This is a genomic window from Streptomyces sp. ME19-01-6 (assembly GCF_033793745.1).
GTDB lineage: Bacteria > Actinomycetota > Actinomycetes > Streptomycetales > Streptomycetaceae > Streptomyces.
The window spans coordinates 95104-115232 of the sequence record NZ_JARAXF010000008.1; the positions used below are offsets into that span (position 1 = coordinate 95104).

13 protein-coding genes and 2 pseudogenes are annotated in these 20129 nt (G+C 72.9%); 2 read left to right on the forward strand and 13 right to left on the reverse strand.

The genetic code is table 11. The annotated features are described in order from the left end of the window. Positions 1-11: 11 nt before the first annotated feature. The 10 genes and pseudogenes from PV419_RS20735 to PV419_RS20780 all read right to left on the reverse strand — a co-directional run bounded on the left by PV419_RS20735 (position 12) and on the right by PV419_RS20780 (position 13423). Positions 12-416: a VOC family protein gene (locus tag PV419_RS20735; RefSeq protein WP_319691043.1), complete on the reverse strand. Its 405-nt coding sequence runs from the start codon at positions 414-416 to the stop codon at positions 12-14. Between the two features lie 118 nt (positions 417-534). Continuing rightward, positions 535-1302, reverse strand: coding sequence for a hypothetical protein (locus PV419_RS20740; RefSeq protein ID WP_319691044.1), 768 nt, complete (start codon positions 1300-1302; stop codon positions 535-537). A gap of 7 nt (positions 1303-1309) precedes the next feature. After that, positions 1310-5977, reverse strand: coding sequence for a putative T7SS-secreted protein (locus PV419_RS20745; RefSeq protein WP_319691045.1), 4668 nt, complete (start codon positions 5975-5977; stop codon positions 1310-1312). Positions 5978-6139: 162 nt separating this feature from the next. Further along, positions 6140-6307: pseudogene (locus tag PV419_RS20750) on the reverse strand (alkanesulfonate monooxygenase); the annotation flags it as partial. Next, entirely contained in the window at positions 6303-7769 is a 1467-nt protein-coding gene (locus tag PV419_RS20755) for an MFS transporter (protein WP_319691046.1), read from the reverse strand. The pseudogene PV419_RS20750 and the gene PV419_RS20755, both read right to left, overlap by 5 nt. After that, the gene (locus tag PV419_RS20760) at positions 7766-9262 is read right to left on the reverse strand and encodes an ABC transporter permease subunit (RefSeq protein ID WP_319691275.1); all 1497 of its coding nucleotides are present in this window, start codon (positions 9260-9262) and stop codon (positions 7766-7768) included. The genes PV419_RS20755 and PV419_RS20760 overlap by 4 nt, the downstream gene beginning before the upstream one ends. A gap of 323 nt (positions 9263-9585) precedes the next feature. Then, on the reverse strand, positions 9586-11082 hold the full coding sequence (locus PV419_RS20765) for an ABC transporter substrate-binding protein (protein WP_319691048.1): 1497 nt from the start codon (positions 11080-11082) through the stop codon (positions 9586-9588). Positions 11083-11104: 22 nt separating this feature from the next. Beyond that, a complete protein-coding gene (locus tag PV419_RS20770; RefSeq protein ID WP_319691050.1) occupies positions 11105-11707 on the reverse strand; it encodes a GNAT family N-acetyltransferase in 603 nt (200 codons plus the stop codon). 16 nt (positions 11708-11723) lie between these two features. After that, positions 11724-12515, reverse strand: coding sequence for an ABC transporter permease (locus tag PV419_RS20775; protein ID WP_319691051.1), 792 nt, complete (start codon positions 12513-12515; stop codon positions 11724-11726). Further along, positions 12512-13423 carry an ABC transporter ATP-binding protein gene (locus tag PV419_RS20780; protein ID WP_319691052.1) on the reverse strand — a complete coding sequence of 304 codons (912 nt, stop codon included), beginning with the start codon at positions 13421-13423 and terminating at the stop codon, positions 12512-12514. Before PV419_RS20780 ends, PV419_RS20775 begins: the two co-directional genes overlap by 4 nt. A 102-nt stretch (positions 13424-13525) precedes the next feature. Here PV419_RS20780 and PV419_RS20785 point away from each other — a divergent pair, with 102 nt between their 5' ends. After that, positions 13526-14809: a sensor histidine kinase gene (locus tag PV419_RS20785; protein WP_319691053.1), complete on the forward strand. Its 1284-nt coding sequence runs from the start codon at positions 13526-13528 to the stop codon at positions 14807-14809. Position 14810: 1 nt separating this feature from the next. Then, positions 14811-15461, forward strand: a complete 651-nt coding sequence (locus PV419_RS20790) for a response regulator transcription factor (RefSeq protein ID WP_319691055.1) — start codon at positions 14811-14813, stop codon at positions 15459-15461. A 492-nt stretch (positions 15462-15953) separates the two neighbouring features. On the opposite strand, the pseudogene PV419_RS20795 reads toward PV419_RS20790, so the two are convergent. From PV419_RS20795 to PV419_RS20805, 3 genes and pseudogenes are all read right to left on the reverse strand, one after another. Then, positions 15954-16295: pseudogene (locus tag PV419_RS20795) on the reverse strand (GtrA family protein); the annotation flags it as partial. Between the two features lie 41 nt (positions 16296-16336). Then, positions 16337-17299 (reverse strand): glycosyltransferase family 2 protein, encoded by a 963-nt coding sequence (locus PV419_RS20800; RefSeq protein ID WP_319691277.1) that lies wholly within the window; start codon positions 17297-17299, stop codon positions 16337-16339. Between the two features lie 28 nt (positions 17300-17327). Continuing rightward, a complete protein-coding gene (locus tag PV419_RS20805) occupies positions 17328-19994 on the reverse strand; it encodes a YfhO family protein (protein WP_319691057.1) in 2667 nt (888 codons plus the stop codon). Between the last annotated feature and the right edge of the window lie 135 nt (positions 19995-20129).

Here is a 20129-nt window from a genome sequence, read left to right on the forward strand (position 1 = left end):
CGGTCACCGCCTCACGACGCCGACGATCCCTGCTCGTCGCTGCCGTAGGGGCGAGTGATGATCTCCATGGCGTGGCCGACCGGATCGTGGAAGTACAGGCCGCGCCCGCCGTGGTGATGGTTGATCTCGCCCGGCTGCTTCCCGTGCGGATCGGCGTAGTAGGTGATCCCCGCCTGCTTGATCCGCCCGAAGGCCGCGTCGAACTCCTCGTCGGAGATGAGGAAGGCGTAGTGCTGCATGGTGATGGACTCGGCCGGGATCGTGGCGAAATCCAGGGTGACCCCGTTACTGGTGTCCACGGGGATGAACGGGCCCCATTCGGCGCCGACCTCAAGACCCAGGATGTTCGCCAGGAACTCGGCGGATTCCCGGTTGTCCCGGGAGTGCACGATGGTGTGATTCAACTCGACTGGCATGGTGGAATGCCTCCACAAGGCATATCCCGGACACCTCCATGCCTCACCCAGCCGGTGACCGACACGCGATGCCGTACTCATGATCCTAGTCGGCGCCCGCCCACCACGTCGAGGCGGGTCAGGCTCCGGGCGCTCTGCTGATCGCGGTGGCGGCCAGCGCACGCGCAAGGTCACCGGCCACTACGCACAGGAAGGTCCAGTCCCCGCGATCCACGGAGAAGAAGCGGACGGCCTCCTCGCCGTGCTCCGTCAGTGCGTCCACGAACCGCTCCAGGTCGTAGGCCGGGCGGGGGCTGGACATCCGCGCGTACTCCTCGGCCCTGGCCCGGTAGTTGCCCGCCAGGGCCGCCGCGCTCCCCAGCCACAGCGGAACGGAGCCGGACGGCCGCTCAGCGAGCCCCTGAACGCCCAGCTCCGCCGAGCTCCAGCCGTCCGCGAGCAGCTCCTCGCAGAAACCTCCCGCCGCCGCGGCCGGCAGCTCCCCCTCAGCCCCGCCCGCCGCGCTCCGACCGGGCCGCTCGCCACCCCGGACCGCCGTGGCGGCCACTCCCCGCGCGAGGTCGTCCGAGACCACGCAGAGGACGGTCCAGTCGCCACGGTCCAGGGAGAAGAAGCGGACGGCGTCCTCGCCGTACCGCGCCAGCTCGTCGGCGAACCGCTCCAGCTCGACGGTCCGGCCCGGCGACCCGGACATCAGCTCGCTCCGCAGGGTGTACACCCCCGCCATGGTGGCGGCCCCGACCCGGGACGCGCTCACCGATCCGGCGCTTCGGCGCCCCAGCTCCTCCAGGGCCAGCCGCGCCGACTCCCACCCCCGCCGAGCCAGCTGCTCGCAGGCTTCTCTGGCGACGCTCAACGGAATCGCGACCTGATTCATCTCGTCCATGATCTCTTCAGGATGCCGGAACGTGGAACACCTTGGCGTTGGTGACCGACCCCTCGACCAGGTGCTCCGTGAGTTCCCACAGCTCCGAGGAGAACATGAACGAGGGATACACCGGTTTCCCGAGCGGAAGCGCGACCTGCAGGACCACCCCGGGAAGATCGCTACGCCCTTCCGCGGCGCCCCGTGCGTAGCGCCACGCGGTGTCCGGCGTCGTGGCCCAGGACGTATAGACGCTCCTCGTATCGCCTTGATGGTGGGCGACCATATCGGAGTGCCCGCCCCGGGGATGGGCTACTCCGTTCACGGCGTCCCCGTACGCGGGGCTCTCCACGGACACCCCGCGATACAGGTAGTTGACCCCCGGCTCCTCCGGCAGGGACGCGACGAATTCCTCGCACGGTGTGAGGCCGAGCGGGTCGCTCCAGGTGTGGGGATTGTGGACGTAGGTGGCGGGGTTGGGGGCCGGGGCGAGTCCGAGGGGGTCGGGGGTGAGGTAGCGGGCGGTGGTGGGGTCGTAGTAGCGGTGGTGGTTGTAGTGGAGGCCGGTTTCCGGGTCGTGGTACTGGCCGGGGAAGCGGAGGGGTGTGCGGGTGGTGCGGTCGCCGGTCGTGGTCGCGGTGCCCCACAGGGTGGTCTCGACGCGCCAGGCGGTGACGCCTGTCTCGTCGACGAGGTGGGTGGGGGTGCCGACGAGGTCGGTGACGATCGCGAAGAAGCGCTGGTCGATCTCGCGCTGGGTGGTGGTGTCGGTGATCCGCTCGGTCTGGGCGATGGGGTGGAGGCCCTGGTGGTCCCAGGTGAGGCTGACCGGGTGGGGCAGGTCGGGTGCGGTGGTGGTCTGTTCGACGAGGGTGGGGCCGTCCCAGGTGAAGTCGGTCTGCTCGGCGATGGTGCGGCCGTCGGGGGCGAGGCGTTGTTTGGCGGTGCGGCGGCCGAAAGGGTCGTAGAGATAGCGCCAGGTGGTGCCGTCGGGGGTGGTGACGGCGGTGAGGCGGTCTTCGGCGTCCCAGGTGTAGCGCCAGGTGTCGGGTTTCTTCGACAGGCGGGTCTTCCGGCGGAGGGTGAGGCGGCCCGCGGCGTCGTGTGCGTAGCGGATGTTTCCGGCGCGGATGATGCGGGTGCCGGTGTAGCGACGGCCTCCGGTGGCTTCCTGGGCGGGCTGGTCGATGGGCCAGGAGGCGTGCGTCTGGTTGCCCGCTTCGTCGTACGCGTAGGTCTCGGTCCAGCCCTGGGCATGGACGGCGGTGACCCGGCGAGCGTCGTCGAGGGTGAAGGTGCGGGGGCCGCTGTGGTGGTCGTCGACGGCGATGAGGTGGCCGTCGGCGCGGTAGGTGTAGGCCCGGTGGTGCAGTGGGCCGGGGGCCGAGCCGGTGAGGGTCTGTTCGGTCAGGCGCCCTGCCGGGTCCCAGACCTGGGACAGGGAGAGCGTGTCTGTGAGGTGGCGGGCGGTTTCGCGGCCTGTGGCGTCGTGGTCGAAGGCGAGGGTGTGGCCGGAGGTGGTGAGGGTGGTGCGGTTGCCCGCCGGGTCGTAGGTGTACGTGGTCGTGGCCCCGGTGGGGGTGGTGCGGCGGGTGCGGCGGCCCAGGGCGTCGTAGGTGTGGGCCAGGACCCGGCCGCCGACCATCTCGGTTTTGACGCGGCCCATGCGGTCGCGCTGGTAGACCACCTCGGTGTCGGGCCCGGTGGCGGTGGTCAGGCGTCCGGCGGGGTCGTAGGCGAAGGTGGTGGTCCGCTCGCCGGTGGTCTTGCGGAGGGTGCGGCCGAGCGCGTCGCGCTCGAAGACCACCGTCTGGCCGAGGGGGTTGGCCCGGGAGGTCAGCCGGCCGGCGGCGTCGTGGGTGTAGGTGAGGGTGCGGCCGTCGAAGTCCGTCTCGGACACCGTGCGGCCCGCCGGATCGTACTCATAGGACCAGGTCAGGCCCTGCGGGTTGGTGACCTGGGTCAGACGCAGCGCGGTGTCGTGGGTGAACTCGTAGCGCACCCCGTCCGGGCCGGTGCGAGCGGCCGGCAGATCGAAGTGGGTGTATTCGTACGAGGTCACCCCGCCCGCCGCGTCGACGCTCCGCGTGCAGTTGCCCTCGCCGTCGTACCTCCAGGTCTCGGTCGCGCCGTCCGGGTTGGTGCGGGCGGCCAGTTTGCCTTCGACGGTCCACCGCAGGTGTGTGGTGTGCCCCAGGGGGTCGGTGAGGGCCACCGGGCGGCCGAAGGCGTCGCGCTGGTAGCGGGTGGTGGCGCCGAGGGGATCGGTGATCTCCACCGGAAGGCCCGCCGCGTCACAACGCACCGCTGTGGTCTGCCCCAGCGCGTCAGTGATGGCGATCAAGCGGCCGCCGTTGTCATAGGTGTAGCGGGTGGTGTGGCCGGCCGGGTCGGTGACGCTGGTGCGGTGGCCCGCCTCGTCGTAGGTCTGGCTCCACGTGGCCCCGTCCGGGCCGGTCACGGACGTCGGCAGGCCCAGGGCGTTGTACGCGGTGGTGGTCCCGTGGCCGTCCGGGCCCGTGATCCTTGTGAGGTGGCCCGCCTCGTCGTAGGCGTAGGTGGTGGTGTGGCCCAGCGGGTCGGTGCGGGCCAGGAGCCGGCCGCGGCGGTCGTAGGCGTAGGTGGTGGCGTGGCCCAGGGGGTCGGTCTCGGCGATGACCCGGCAGGCGTCGTCGATGACATAGCGGCTGGTGTGGCCCTCGGGCGTGGTGACCGTCGTGACCCGGTGACCGGTCGCATGGTCGGTGTCGTGGTAGTCGATACGGACCGATACATGGCCCGCCTCGCCGCCTTCCGCGATGCACCGGTCCCGGTTGTCGTACACGTAGTCGTAGCGGCGGTCATTGGTGTCGGTCCAGGAGATGACACGACGCTCGTCGTCGTACTCGAACCGTAACGGCAGACCGGAGGAGTTGATGACCTCGGAGAGGTTGCCGTCGGCGTAGCCGTAGCGGAGCAGCTGCTGGTCCGAGCCATCCGCCGCCGCTCCCGCCAAGTGAAGTGCGGTGATCCGGCCCGCTGTCGCCGTCAGCTCGAGGTGGTATCCGGCACTGTGGCGGATGCGTGTGGGCACGCCCTCGGTGTCGTAGTCGAAGGTGATGACGTGGCCCGCGCGATCGGTGATCTGCGTGGGCCGGGCGACCCCGTCTCCCCCACCCGCCGGGCCGGAGAAATGGCGGGTGTGTCCGCCGGTGGGGTCGGTGAGGGTGTAGTCGCCGTCGGCGTCCCGCTCGAGCGGCCAGCGCGGGCCGGCCACGGGAAGCGTGGGGAGGCCGGGGGCCGGGTGCGGATAGGACAGCAGCAGCCCGTCCTCGCTGATGAACACCACACCTTCGGCGTCGATCTCCAGCCGCTGGTCGGCCGTGCTCGACCACGACGGACCGAACCAACCCCCGGCCGCGTAGCCGGACTCCACCCGGCGGCGGAAGACCAACGGCAGAACGCCGGGCAGCGCCACGTCCGTCTGCGGCAGAAACATCTTCCCGGTCGCGAGGTCCACCGGATCCGTGCCCTTGCAGACTTTCGCCATGTCCTCGCGCCCGTACGCGTGCGGCCCGGCTTTTCGCAGGGCCGCGCGGACACCACCGTTGGAGAGCGGCCGCGTGTACGCGGCGGCCTTGGCGGCGCCTCTGAGGCCACCGAGTCCCTTGGTGCCGATCAGCTCGGGCACCAGACGGCCCAGCCCCTCCGCCGGGTCCTCGGCGAAGGCGTCGAGCATGTTCTTGCCCGCGCCGACAGGGTCGTTGGCCAGCGTCACCAACCCGGCCGCGGTGCTGTTCAGATTGGTCACGTACTCGGCGGGATGGGTGATGTTGTACAGGTCCAGCGGATTGATCTGGCGGACGAAATTGAGCAGGCCAGCCGTCCCCTTCACCACGCCCCCGGCGAAGTGGTCCAGGCCCAGCGTCATGCCCTGCAGGCCATCGGCGACCTGTGCGGCGTAGGAGGGCTTGGGCGGGGCGGCGTCCCGCGCCTGCGCCACCGCCTTGACCGCCGTCTCCTCCGCCTTGTTCCGCTGCCGCCGCGCCTCGTCCAGCTTCTCCTGCGCCGCCTTCGCCTTCCCCGGACCCGGATCGTGGAACGCCCGCGGCTTGGGGCCTGGGTCCTTCCCGGCGTCCACGGCCGCGTTGTACGCGTCCACCTTCCCGTTGTGGGCCGAACGCGCCTCCTCCGACGCCTTCTTGGCCGCCTTGTACGCCTCGATCGCCTCCGCCGCCTGGCCCTGCGCCCACTCCACGGTGCCCGCGAAGCCCTCCAGCGCCGCCGCGGCCTTCTCACACGCGTCGGCGGCCTTGAACCACTTCTTCGGCTCGATGGAGACCTTGTCGCGGAAGGCGTCCGCGCTCTTGCCCTTGAGGTGGGATGCGTCCAGCCCCTTGAGTCCGTTGCCGACCTGGTCGAAGGCCTTCTGGAAGTCCCGCAGACGCGTGGCCGTGGACCGGAGCTTCCCGGCACTGCCGAAGATCAGCTTCTTCGGGTCCTCGGTCTCGTCCAGCCGCATCTCGGCGACATCGGCACCCAGAGCGTTCGCCGCCGAACGGGACTTGTCACGGACCCAGTCCGCCCCGCCCTCCCAGCCGGCCTTGTCCAGACCCTCCGCGGTCTTGTTCCCCAACCACTCCACACCGTCCCCGACGGCCTCAGTGCGCGACTCGACCGCGTCGTCCAACCAATCGGGCGTGAGGTCCCATCCCATCAGTCCTCACCGCCCCGGCCTCGGCCCGTCGGACGGCCGAAGCGGCTCACCGCGACCAGCCGCGCGCAGCGCCATGTCCCCCGATATGCCCACGTCAATCCCCTGATCACGCCGTCGTCCTACGGCAGTTGGGGGACACCGTACCTCCGCGCGCGCGGTTGGTCACGAACTCCCGGAGCCCGCGAAGGGGATCTGGGCGGCGAGTGGCTCCGAGCCTCGGAAGGGGTGGTTCCAAAGGCCCCGCTCCCGCAGGAGGGGCAGTACGCCCTCGCCGAACCAGTACGCCTCTTCCAGATGCGGATATCCCGACAGGATGAACTCGTCTTTACCGCCTGGATCTGCTCGGCGGTGCGGTCCAGGGGCTCGCCCCACAGGCAGTAGATGTCGGCCTCGGCGCCCCCGGCCGCGTACGCCGCGTCGGAGGAGCCGCCGAAGGAGACCTGGGGCCTGGGCTGCTGGACGGGGAAGACGTCGCTGACGAAGCACGGCCGCTCCGGCCCTCGGTAACACCGAGCTCGTGGCGGTGGCGCGGCAGCAGGGCGGCCGCCGCCACCGGGAGCGCCGTGAGCACCAGCCAGGGGACCGCGGCGGGCAGGCCGGTGTCGAGCAGCGAGCCGGTCGCCGCGCTGCCGGCCAGGACGACCAGGCCGGAGACGGACGACAGCGCGCCGGTGTAGAGGCCGATCCTGCCCTCGTCGGCGAGGTCGGGCACCCAGGCCCGGGCGGCCGGGGCGAGCAGCATCTGACCGAGGGTGAGCAGTACGACGAGGGCCGCTGACGGGAGCAGCCCGGCGGCGCCCGTCCAGGCGGCGGGGCGGGCGGCGGCCACGGCGGCGAAGCCCGCGGAGACGAGCAGCAGCCCGGCCGCCATGGAGCGGCGCAGGTCCAGCCGGGCGGCCGCCCAGCGGGTGATGGGCAGTTGGGCGGTCACGACCAGCGCGGAGGAGAGGGCGAACAGCCAGGCCAGCGGGGCCTGTGAGCCCACGGCGCGCTCCACTTCCAGGGGCAGGGCGAGGTAGAGCTGGTTGTACGCCAGCACGTAGACGCCGTACGCCAGACACAGCGCGAGGAAGCGCCGGTTGCGCAGCAGGGCCCGTACTCCACCGCGGGCCGGGGTGGCCGGGCGAGCCGAACCCCTGAAAGGGGGGCCGGGGATGTGCTGGGGCAGCAGCCGCAGATGTCCGGCCAGGACGAGGACGAAGACCGCCGCCCCGGCGAGGCATACGGTGCGGAAGTCCACGGCCAGCAGGAGGGCGCCCAGCAGCGGTCCGACGAACGCGCCGGCCTGCCCGGCGACGTTGAACAGCGCCAGGACGCGGGTGCGGGGTCCGCCGCCCGCCTTCTCCCAGCCCACCGCCTGGCGGGCCACCTCGGACTCGACGGCTGGCGAGAACAGCGCGGCCGCGAAGCCGATCAGCAGCACCGCGCCGATGACCGCCCAGGTGCGCTCCGCCCAGCCCAGCCACGCGAAACCCGCGATCCGCAGCGCGCAGCCCGCCAGCACCACCGGCCGGATGCCGTAGCGGTCGGCCAGGGCGCCGCCCACCACGAACAGCCCCTGCTGGCTGAAGGTGCGCAGGCCGAGCACCAGGCCGACCAGCCAGCCGGCCATGCCGATGGCGGTGCCGAGGTGTTCGGCGAGGAAGGGCAGGACCGCGTAGAAGCCGATGTTGAAGGCGAGCTGGGTCCAGATCAGCAGCCGCAGCAGGGGCGGCAGCGGCGGCAGCCCGCCGCGCCGCCGCCAGGCCCGCGCCGCCGTGCCTGAGGGGGCCCGGGCGGAGGTCCCGGTCATCCGGCCTCCTCCGGTACACCCACCGCGGGACGGTGTCCTGCGGGCCCCTGGCGCGCGGCGGAGAACGTCCGGTCGCCGCGCCGGGTGCGGCCCGGCCACGGCCACCGCACCCCGTCGGCCGCGGTCACCGCCAGCGCCCCGAGGACGGCGAGCATCGCGGCGGGGGCCAGCACGGCCCAGGGGGCGCGCTCGGCGTACGGGTGGTTCTCGGCCAGCAGCAGGCCCCACTCGGGGGACGGCGGCTGGGCGCCGAGGCCGAGGAAGCCGAGGGAGGCGAGGGCGAGCGCCACCGAGGGCAGCCGCAGCAGCGCGTGCCGGGTCACCGGCGGCAGCACGGCGGGCAGCAGGGCGCGCCGGAGCACATGCGGCTGTCCGGCGCCGAGCGCGCGGGTGGCGGCGAGGTGGGTGGTGGCGAGCTCCTGGCGCAGCAGGGCGGAGGTGTGCGCGGCCAGCGGGGCCCAGGCGACCGCGGCCACGGCGAGCGGGGGTGTGGCGGGGCCGCCGCCCGTGACGCCGGTGACGAGGAGTCCGGCGAGTACGGCCGGTACGGCGTTGACGGTGTCGACGAGGGCCGCGGACAGCCGGGGCACCAGCCCGAGCACCACCCCGGCCAGCAGCGCCGCGGCGCTGACCGCGAGCGCGAGGGCGAGGGTGGTGAGCGCGCCGTGTCCGACCCGGGCCAGGAGGTCGCGGCCCAGCGCGTCGGTGCCGAACGGGTGCGCCCAGGACGGGGGCTCGAGACGGGCGGCGGTGTCCAGGGCCAGCGGGTCGCGGGCCAGGCCGAGGGCGATGACGCCGAGCAGCAGCGCGCCGTAGAGCAGAGGAAGCGTGCTGCGCTCCGGGGCGGTGGTCCGGTGCAGGGAGACCAGCGCGCCGTCGCGCAGCGCGGGTCCGAGCAGGGCGCGGCCCGCGAGCCGGGACAGGCCGCCCACGGCCGCGGCGAGCGCCACCAGGGCGAGCGTGCCGGCCTGGAGCACGGGCAGGTCCTGGGCGATGGCGGCGTCCAGAGTGAGCCGGCCGAGCCCGGGTATGTCGAAGATCTGCTCCACGGCGACCGCGCCTCCGGTGAGGCCGACCACGAACAGGCCGAGGTTGGGCAGCAGTCCGGGGACGCACCGGCGCAGCGCGTGCCGGGCGATGCGCCGGCCCGGGATGCCCCGGGCGGCGGCGGCCCGCGCCCAGGGCTCGGCGAAGGCGCCGGGCAGCGCGTCGTCGAGCATCCGGCCGAGCAGCGCCCCGGTGGGCAGGCCGATGGCCAGCGCGGGCAGGACGAGCCAGCGCGGCCCGTACCAGCCGAGCGCGGGCAGCCACCCGAGCTGTACCCCGACCACGGTGGCCAGGACGGAGGCGGTCAGGAACTCGGGCAGCGCGGCGAGCATCGCCGCGGCGCCGCCGGCGCGCCGCCCGGCGAGCCCGCCCCGCGCCCCGCGTCTGAGGGTGCGGGCGCACACCGCGGCGGCGGTGGCCACGGCGACGGCCAGGGCCGCTGCCATGAGCAGCAGCGAGGCGCCGAGGGCCGTGGTGACGGCGGGCAGCACGGCCTCACCCGAGATCCAGGAGTGGCCTGCGTCGCCGCGCGGCAGCCCGCCGAGCCACTGGCCGAGCAGGTGTACGGGCCCGGCGTCGAGCCCGAGTTCATCGCGTACGGCGGCCAGCACCTCGGGGGCGGGGTCGCGTTCGGCCGACCGCGCCTCCAGCACGGTGCGCGCGGGGTCGGTGCGGGAGAGCCACGGCAGCAGGCCGATGCCGCACAGCAGGGCGGCGGCCACGGTGACGCGCCACAGCGCGCCCGCCGGGGCGCCGCGGCGTATGGCGCTCAGCGCCGGGTCCCCGGGCCGATGAGGGTGCGCTCGTACGGGTCGAGGAGCACGCCGTGGACCGAGGTGCGGACGCCCTGCACGATCCGCTGGTGGACGAGCGGCACGGTCGCGTCCGTGCGCAGGATTTCGGCCTCCGCCGCCATCGCCGCGTCCTGGCGCTTCGCGGGGTCGACCGCGGACTCGGCCTTGGCGACGGCCCGGTCGACCCGCTTGTCGCACAACAGCGCCAGGTTGTAGCTGCCGTCGCAGGTGAAGTCGCTGGCGAGGACGGAGACCGGGTCGCCGGTGTCGAGCATGGTGTTGCGCGCGCCGATGAACGCGTCGAACTTGCCGGCCAGCGCGTCGCCTTCGATCCGCGAGGACTCGCGCACCTCCACCTTGACGGTGAACCCGGCCTTCCGCAGTTGCTGTTGCAGCACCTGCGCGACCTCGGGCAGCTCCGGCCGGTTGTCGTAGGTGGCGAGGGTGATGTCGGTGCCGTGGACGCGCGCGGCCCGCGCCCGCCCGTTCGGCTCCTCGCGCTTGCCGGCCGCCCAGGTCAGGGCGGGCCCGAACACGCCCTGGCCGCGGTCGGCGTGGCCCTCGTACACGTCCTTGGCGAGGACCGAGGTGTCGACCGCCGCGCGGGCGGCGGCCCGCACCTTCGGGTCCGCGAAGGGGCCGGAGCGGGTGTTCAGCAGCAGGCTGGTGGTGCGTGCGGTGGCCAGTTCGCGGGCGGTGCCCTTGTCGAGGGAGGAGGTCTGGGCGACCGGCACCGCTTCGGCGATGTCCACCTCGCCGGTGCGCAGGGCGTTGGTGCGGGCCGTGCCGTCGGCGATGAACCGCGCGTCGACGCCGGCGGCCTGGGCCCGGCCGCCCCAGTAGTCGTCGAAGCGGTTCAGGGTGGCCCGGTTGCCGCCGCCGGCCTTGGTGAGCAGATACGGTCCGGTGGCGGTGCCGACCGGGTTGACGGTGCCCTTCTTCCGGTACGCCTTGGCGGACAGCACGGCCAGGCTCGGGCTGGACAGCCGCAGCGGCAGCGCGGGGTCGGGGTCGGCGGGGGTGACGCGGACCTGCCGCTTCCCGACGGGTTCGGCGGTGAGCTCCATCCCGGAGAGTGCGGCGGGGGCGGGGTCGGCCTGGGCGGCGTGGGTGAGGGCGGCGGCGACCGTGGCCGGGGTGAGTTCGGTCCCATCCTGGAAGCGGGCCTCGCGCAGGGTGAACAGCCAGGCGTGCTCGTTGTCCTGACGCCATGACTCGGCGAGCGCGGGGGACGCGGCGCCGTTGGCGTCCAGCCGGGTCAGCCCCTCGGTGACGCCGAGTCGGCTGAGCAGAGTGGCGTCACTGCCGTACGGCGAGAAGTTCTCGGCGGGCGGGAAGGCGAGCGCGACGCGCAGCCGTGCGTCGGCCGAGGAGCCGGACGGGGAGGAGTTGTCGTCGGCGGCGAAGCAGCCGGTGAGCAGCGGGGCGAGCAGCAGGCCGGAGACCAGCTGACGGCGGCGGGCGAAGCGCATGGTCCTCGTTCTCCACGGGGTTTTACGAGCGGGACGCCACCCAGGCTACATGGTTATCATTTCCATTAACCACATTGGTTTCCTGGACCCCCAGGCGCAGGGGCACCTCGAAGTGCACGACGCTCTGCCCGCCGCCGGGCGCCGTCCGCTCGTCGCACACCACCTCCCCCAGCGACCTCCAGAAGGCCTCGGCGCCGGGCACGGCGGGATCGGTGTGCAGATAGACCGCGTGATAGCCGCCGTCCGCCGCCGCGAAGTCCAGCAGTCGGCCCACCAACTGCCGGGCGAGCCCGCGCCGCCGGTGCTCGGGCCGTACGTACACCCGGCGCAGCTGCGCGGTGCGCCCCGAGGGGTAACGCTCGGCGAGCGCAAGGGGGTTGGGCGGATACGCGGGCCCCCGCGAGTCGAGCGCGCCCGTGGCGACCACCCGCTCGTCGCGCTCGTCGACGGCGACAAGCAGGGTGTGCCGCGCGGACCGGAGGTAGGCGCGCTCCGGATCGACGATGTCGCCGTGCCAGCGCGGCACATACCCCGTACCGAAGTCCCGGTACACGGTGTCGAGCATCACGCTCCGGGCACCGTCGAGGTCGCCGGGGGTGGCCGTCCTGATGCGGTAATCATGCACTTGCACATCATATGCATCATGGGTCGCGGCGGCGCAGCACCACAGAACCCCCGACGAGAGCCGCCACCGTCCAGGCCAGCAGGATCACCAGCGCGGTCCCCGGGCCGAAGTCCCGATGCGTGACGAATGACTCGTCCACCCTGACCACCTGCATCATCACCGCCCCGGCCTGGTCGGGCAGGAACTGCGCGACCGTCCGGATCTTCGGCACATTGCCGAGCCCCTGCGAGTTGAGGAAGAGCAGCGGGATCAGGATTCCGAGAGTGAGCGCCGTACTGCGCAGCATCGTGGCCACTCCGATCGAGAACGCGCACATCAGCGTCAGATACGCCCAGGCGCCGAGGGTCGCGCGCAGGACGCCGGGGTCGCCGAGGGACATGCCCTGCGGGCCGAGGGCCCACTGCGCCGCGAAGAAGGTGACGTAGACGGTGAACAGCGAGAACACCAGCGCGGTCAGCATGGTGGCCGCCACCTTGGCCCCGTAGAACAGCCCACGGCGCGGCACCGCCATGAGCGAGGCGCGGATGGTGCCGCTGGTGTACTCGGCGCCGATCTGCAGCACACCGAACACGACGAGGGCGATCTGGCCGACGGTCAGGCCGAGGAAGCCCGCCGCGACGGGGTCGAAGTTCTCCTGCCGTTCCCGGTCCATCCGGGAGAAACCCTCGCTCATGGAGTGGCCGACGAGGAGGCCGAGACCGACGCTGACGACGAGGGACAGCAGCAGGGTCCACAGCGTCGACCGGACGGTCCGGATCTTGATCCACTCGGCGGCGAAGGCCGCGCGCACACGGGCCGCGTCCGTCATCGCGCACCCCCCGCCCGGTGGTCGGCCGCCTCGCCCGTGAGCCGCATGAACGCCTCTTCGAGCGAGGCCTGTCGCGTGCTGACCTCGTGCACCGTCAACCCCTGGGCCGCCGCCAGCTCGCCGACCGCCGCGGCCCGCGTCCCGTACGCCTCCAGCGCTCCGTCCGCCGCCCGCTCCACCCGGACGCCCGTGGCCGCCAGCGCGGCGCGCATCCGCTCCGGCTCGGGCGTGCGGATCCGCACACAGGAGCGGGAGTTGGCCTCGATGAACTCACCTACGGTGGTGTCCGCGAGCAGCCTGCCGCGCCCGATCACGATGAGGTGTTCCGCCGTGAGCGCCATCTCGCTCATCAGATGGCTGGAGACGAACACCGTCCGGCCCTCCGCGGCCAGGTCCTTCATGAGGTTCCGGATCCAGAGGATCCCCTCGGGGTCCAGACCGTTGACCGGCTCGTCGAACAGCAGCACCGGCGGATCGCCGAGCAGCGCCGCCGCGATGCCGAGCCGCTGGGCCATGCCGAGCGAGAGGCCTTTGGCCCGCTGCCGGGCCACGCCCGCCAGCCCGACCAGCTCCAGCACCTCGCGTACCCGCGCCTCGGGGATCCGGTTGGAGCGCGCCGGCCACCGCAGGGTGTCGTACACACTGCGGCCGCCGTGCACTGCCCGGGCCTCCAGCAGCGCCCCGACCCGGCGCAGCGGATCGGGGAGGCGCCGGTAGCGGCGGCCGTCGATGAGGACATGGCCCGTGGTGGGGCGGTCGAGGTCGAGCATCATCCGCATCGTGGTGGACTTTCCCGCCCCGTTCGGCCCGAGGAACCCGGTCACCCGGCCGGGCCGCACGGTGAAGGACAGCCGGTCGACCGCGGTGGTGTTTCCGTACTTCTTGCTGAGGTCGCGCACTTCGATCACGCCGTTCACGTTAGGAACCGGGCCCCGTGCGGCGCTGTGGTCGAAAGTCGCCGATCGCGGCGACCAAAGTAGACATGCTCGTCGAGGCTTTAGCCTGCTGCCATGAGCCTGCTTCCCCTGGGCCGATGTCTTCCGGCCGCCGCCATGGTCGTGGCGGACACCGCGCTGTTCGTGGCCGCGCGCCACGGCGGCCCGCTCCCCTGGGCCGCCGTGGGGTACGCGCTGGCCGTGGCGGGCGTGGTCGCGCTGGGCGAGCGGGCCCCTGCGGCGGCCTTCACGGCCGCCCTGCTGCTGGCCGCGCTGACCGGGGGCTCGTACGTCCTGCTGCTGTGGGCGGCCTACGGGGCCGGACACCGCGCGGTGGCGGGGCGGGACACGGCGCAGGTGGCGGGTGCCGCGCTCGGCTGGATTGCGGTGCGGCTCACGATCTGGCCGACGGACGCGCCCGCCGTACAGCAACTGATCTCGACCTTCGTGGTGTTCGTCGCGCTGCCACTGCTCGTCGGCCGGTATCTGGCACAGCATCGGCGGCTGGTGGCGGAGCTGGGCCGGCGCAACCGGCGGCTGCGCCGGGAGCGGGAGTTGCTGGCCGAGCGGGAGCGGCTGCGGATACGGCTGCGGATCGCCCGGGACATGCACGACTCCCTGGGCCGCCGACTCAGCCTGGTGTCGGTCCAGGCCGCGGCGCTGGAGGTGACCGAGCTGCCACCGGGGCAGCGGGAGGCCGTCCGGCAGTTGGCCGGGGCGGCGCGCGGCGCCATGGACGAACTGCACGAACTGGTCGGGGCGCTGCGGGGGACGGACGAGACGGCCGTCCGGACGCCCGGAGCGGAGGCGATCGACGAGGTCGTCGCGGAGTTCCGGGCGGCCGGGGTCCCGGTGGCACTGCGGCGCGGCGGGCAGCCCCGCCCGCTGCCCCCGGCGGCCGGGGAGGCGGTGTACCGGGTGGTCGAGGAGGGGCTGACCAACGCGGCCCGGCACGCCCCGGGCCGGCCGGTGACGGTGTGCGTCACCTGGGAGCCGGACGCGCTGCTGGTCACCGTGGTCAACCCGGTCGCGGATGGGCCGCGGAACCTCGACGAGACGGGCGGCGGACCCGGGCGGCACGGGCGGCATGGGCTGCGCGGACTGGACGAACGGATGCGGCAGATCGGCGGGTTCGTCGATCACCGGCTGTCGGACGACGTTTTCCGGCTGGTGGCGATGGTGCCGACCGCCCCGGACCCCCTCGCCGGCGACAGCTCGGCCCTCGACCTCGGCCCCGACGGCGATGACAGTGACGTCGCGGTCGGGCCCGGGGGCCTGCGTACCGCCGCGCTCGGATTCGCCACCGCCGCCGTGATGTTCGTGGTGCTGCCGGTCGGCATGCTGCTGGGGGTGGGCTGAGGTGATCAGGGTGCTGGTGGCCGACGACGAGCCGCTGATCAGAGCCGGTATCCGCACCGTACTGGAGTCGGCGCCCGACATCGAGGTGGTCGCGGTGGCGGAGCACGGCCGGGCGGCCGTGGCCGAGGCGGTCCGGCACCGCGTGGATGTGGCCCTGGTCGACATCAACATGCCGCTGCTGGACGGGCTGAGCGCACTGGAGGAACTGCGGCGACAGGCGCCCGCGCTGCGCACGGTGGTGCTGACTGCGTTCGGGGCCGAGCCGAATGTACTGCGGGCGCTGCAGAGCGGCGCGGCCGGATTCGTGCTGAAGAACTGCACACCCGACGAGCTGATCCGCGCGGTGCGCGCGGCACACGGCGGCGAGGCCTATCTGTCCCCGGCGGTGACCCGCCCGGTACTCGACCTGATCACCCCGGTCGCGGCCCGGCGCCGCCGGGAGGCCGCGGAGCGCCTGACGGCGCTGACCGAGCGTGAGTCGCAGGTGCTGCGCCTGGTGGCGGAGGGCATGTCCAACGCCGAGATCGGCCGGGAGCTGCATATGAGCGAGAAGACCATCAAGACGTATGTGAGCCGTGTCCTGGCCAAGCTCGGCTGCTCGAACCGGGTCCAGGCCGCCCTGCTGGCCCGCGACGCGGGTCCGACCACCTGACCCGGCCGGGCGCGCCCGGTCCAGGCCGGCCTAGACCCCGCGGGACCCGCTCTCGATCCGGTACTGCTCCACCAGCGTCTCGAACCGCTCGGCGTCGCCCTCCCCCAGCTCGACCGGGCGTGTCTCCCCGACGGCGGCGCGCAGCCGGTCGGCCACCTCCGCCGCCCGGGTGCCGGAGGTGTGGACGCCGAGCACCAGCACCTTGGCTCCGTCGCCGTCGGCCCGCTCGTCATCGGCGAGGGTGAACTCCCAGGGGACGTCACACGGGCCGTCGTGCCATTCGTCCGGACACAGGAGGCGGGCGATCGGCTCCTGCAGGGCGAGGGCCTCTTCGGTGTCCGCGCAGCCGTACACGCGGATCTCGTACACGCGCGGCTCTTCTCCGACCGGCATACCTCTCCCATGCTCGATGTCGCGGTGACGACCTGGCACGGTAGTGGCCGCCGTCCGCCGCCGCACCGGGTTTTCGCCGAGCCCCCGGGCGCCCTGCCCGAGCATGATCGTCCGGGAGAGGACAAAGGTGATCGGCACGGCCACCGCGGCGGCCATCAGGGGGGCCGCCCGGTCCCCGGTGTGCAGGAGGTCGACGAGGACGTAGACCCCGCCGGTGGTGATGACGAAGTTGGCTGCCGTGGTCAGGGGGAAGAGCAGGAACTTCCGCCAGGTGGGGCGGGTGCGGTAGGTGAACCAGCAGGTGAGCAGGAACGAGCCGACGGTACTGAGGGCGAAGGCGGTGACGTGGGCCGCGAGGTAGGGCAGCCAGCTCAGGAAGCACAGGTACATGCCGTAGTACGTAGCGGTGTTGACGACGCCCACCAGGCCGAATCTGACCATTTGGCCGAGCATCGCCGGACGCGCGGATCTGGCACGAGGCGTCACCGGACGAGGTCCTTCAGCGGGTCCTTGAGCGGGGCGGCGGGGACCGCGTTGGTGGACTGTACCAGGAAGTGGGGGCGCCGCTTGACCTCGTAGTAGATGCGGCCGATGTACTCGCCGATCACGCCGACCATGACCATCTGGACGCCGGCCAGGGCGGTGATGACGACGAGGAGGGTGACATAACCGGGGGTGTCGACCCCGTTGACCGCCGCGCTGCCCACGATCCACGCCGCGTACAGCGCGGCCACCGACAGCAGCAGCAGGCCCAGGTAGACCGCGGCGCGCAGTGGCTTGTTGTTGAAGGAGATCAGCCCGTCGGCCCCGTAGTTGAGCAGTTGGCCGAAGGTCCACTTGCTGCGGCCCTCCTCGCGCAGGGCGTTCTCGTACTCGAAGGTCACGCTCGGGAAGCCCACCCAGGCGAACAGCCCCTTGGAGAAGCGGTTGTACTCGGTCAGCTCCAGCACGGCGTCCACCGCGCGCCGGGACAGCAGCCGGAAGTCGCCGACGCCGTCGACCAGCTTCACATCGACGAAGCGGTTGATGAGCCGGTAGTAGGCGCGGGCGGTGAGGACCCGGGTGACCCGGTCGCCGTCGCGGGTGCGCTTGGCGATGACCTGGTCATGGCCCTGGGCGTGCAGGTCCACCATGCGCTTGACCAGCTCCGGGGGGTGCTGCAGATCGGCGTCCATGATGACGACGGCGTCTCCGGAGGCGTATCGCAGCCCGGCCAGCATCGCCGCTTCCTTGCCGAAATTGCGGCTGAAGGAGACGTAGCGGGCCCGGGGATCGGTTTCGGCCAGCTTTTTCAGCAGAGAAAGCGTACGGTCCTTGCTGCCGTCATCCACATAAACGAATTCAAAGTCGTGGTCGACCCCCGCGAGTTCCCGGGTGAGGTGTTCATGAAAACGATCGATCACGGCTTCTTCGTTGTAGCAGGGTACGACGACGGAAATGAGCATGGTCTCCTCCGTGCGGAATTCGCGGGCGTCAGTGGTGGACATGGCGGCTCTCCCGTCGGTTGCGCAGGAGCCGGTATGCGGCCGGCAGGGTCAGGGCCAGCAGCGCGGCGGCTCCCACGGCGGTGCCCAGGCGCAGACCGGGAGGGCGGAAGGTGCAGTCGATGGAGGTGGCGGAGCCATCGAGCCGCACCGCGATCAGGCCGAGGTAGCTGTCGGCCGGGCGGTCCCCGCCACTGCCCGCGGCGCACCGCCAGCCGGCGATCCGCGGGGCGGCGACCACGGCGATGCCGCGGGAGCCGGCGGGCAGTTCGGCCCGGATGCCGCTGTCGGAGACCTGAACGGCGGTGGCGCCCTGGGCCCGGAGCCGGTCTGTGGCCGCGCGCAGCCGTCCGGTGTCCAGGCAGCCGATGGACGCGGCGGGGACGGTGCCGCCCTTCTGGACGGTCAGCTGCACCTCGACGCGTCCGGAGGCCGGGGCCTTGCCCAGCGGCTGCATGGGCGCGATCTTGGTGACCGGGTGGTCGCCCCGGAACCCGACCGGGGGCCGGTCGGCGCCGCGCAGCGCGGCGACGCCCCAGTAGTGCGGCGCCCACAGGAACACCTGGGAGCCGCCCGGGCAGGTGGCGGTAAGGAGCGCTTTCGGGCGGGACTGCTCGGTCGGCCCGGGGGGCAGTCGGTAGCCCCCGTCGGGGGTACGGGCGGCGGGTCTGCCGTCCGCGCCGCGTATCGAGATCCGGCCGGGCAGGGTGTACACCCGGGCCCCGAGCAGCAGTTCCTGGTTACGGAACGGCGAGGAGCCGTACACGGGCGCCTTCTTGGTGTCCGGCCGGACGGTGACCAGGGGCGGCACGGCCTCACGGGTGACATACGGCTCGATGTCGGTCGTCGCGTTCGGGTCCCGGTGCGGATCGGGCGCGGAGTGGACGCGGGCGCCGACCGAGAAGATCGCGTCGGTGACCGGGTTGTCCAGGCTCTGCACGGACCGGCCGCGCGAGGTCCAGCCGCCGCCGAGGGCGGTGAGGGTGCGGCTGAGCACATCGGCGGTGAGGCTGCTGTAGTACTGCGCGCCCTGCCCGCCGACCAGCAGCGGGTCGTTGCCCACGGTCTGTTCGCGGCCCGGGTCCGTACGGTACCGGGGCCAGCCGTCCGCGTCCGCGATCAGCTCCCGCTGCGTCTGCTGGCGCTGTCCCCAGGGCGCGTAGTCGTCCAGGTGCCCCAGCCGCAGCCGGTCGGCGACGGCCGTGGTGGCCGCGGACTGGCCCACCTGGGCGCCGATCAGCAGCACGACGGCGAGGGCGGCGAGCAGCGGATGGCGGTGCCGGCGGGCGAGCCGGGCCAGCAGGAGGGACGCCGCCACGGCCGCGACCCCGGCCAGCAGGAGCGGGTAGGTCCACGGGCGGATCAGCTCGGTGGCCGGCGCGGCGGCGGCCGCGATCACGGCCAGCAGCGCGCCCGCGGCGAGCAGCGGGCGCCGGCCCGGTGTGCCGTGGGCGAAGGAGAGCCAGGCGGCGGTCACCAGCAGCCCGCACAGCACGAAGGTCTCCCGGTACTGGCTGCCGTTGGGGACGCTGAAGGCGTGCCAGGCCAGTTGGGTGGGGCCCCACTGCAGGGACAGCGTCACCCCCGCGACCAGCAGCGTCCAGCCGCCCCGCAGCCGCCGGGGGACGGCCGGGTTGAACGGCAGCGTCAGGGCGAGCAGCAGCGCCACCGTGTCGACATAGACGGCCGGGCTGCTGAAGTTGTACGTGCCCGGCAGCAGCCGGGCCAGGACGTCCGCCCAGGGCTTGGCCGAGAACTCCACGACCCGGCCCGGGTAGGCGTGCTTGGTGCCGAAGTAGACGACCGAGACCATGGGCGCCGCGAGCCCCACGCCGAGCGCCAGAACGCCCGCCAGCCGGGTTACGGGCCGCCACAGCGGCGCGAGCCGCTGCCGCAGGGGGACGCCGGTGGGGGCGTGTTCCACCAGCAGCCGGGTGAGCAGCAGCAGTACGGCGCCGAGGGTGGCCATGTACGCCGTGTAGAAGTTGGCGATCCACACGAGCGCGACCAGCACCGCGCCCAGCGCGAACCGCCGCCCCGCCAGCGCCCAGTGGCCGACCAGGCACAGCAGCGGCAGCGCGATCAGCCCGTCCAGCCACATGGGGTTGTACGAGGCCTCGGCCACGGACCAGCCGCACAGCGCGTACGAGGCGCCGAGCGCCCCGGCCGCCCACCACCGGCCGGGGCGCAGCGTCAGCAGCAGCTGGGCCATCACCGCGCCGGCCACCGCCATCTTCAGCAGCGTGATCACATACACCGCGAGGTCGATCTCGTCGCGCGGGAAGAGGGCGACGAGCAGCGCGAACGGGCTGCCGAGGTAGGTGCCCAGGTCGGGCAGGAAGCTGGCGCCGTAGCCGGACTGCCAGTTGAGGAACAGGCCACCGGACCCCCGGCCGTGCAGCAGGTCCCACAGGTGGGCGTGGAAGGGCACGAACTGGTTGCCCAGGTCGTTCACGCTGCGGGTTCTGAACCCGAAGGGGTAGCTGCGGGCCACGGCGTCGCCGAGGCAGAAGGCGGCCAGCGTGACCAGCGCGGCGAGCGCGGCGGCCCGGGCGCGGACGCCGCCCGGGGCGCCGGGCAGGGCGCCGGGCGCGGGCGGCGCCGCGGCTGCGCGCGGCTGGTCGTCCGGCCGGGTGCGGGCCGGTCGGCCGGTCATGAGCGATCGCATGAAATTCGTCAGGATCCAATTCCGAAGGACGGCGTGAGTTTTTACTTCACGCCGATTACTTGTCCGGTGACGCGGGCGACACGATTCCCCTCGGTGGAATGCGTGGCGCGCTCACTCGGCCTG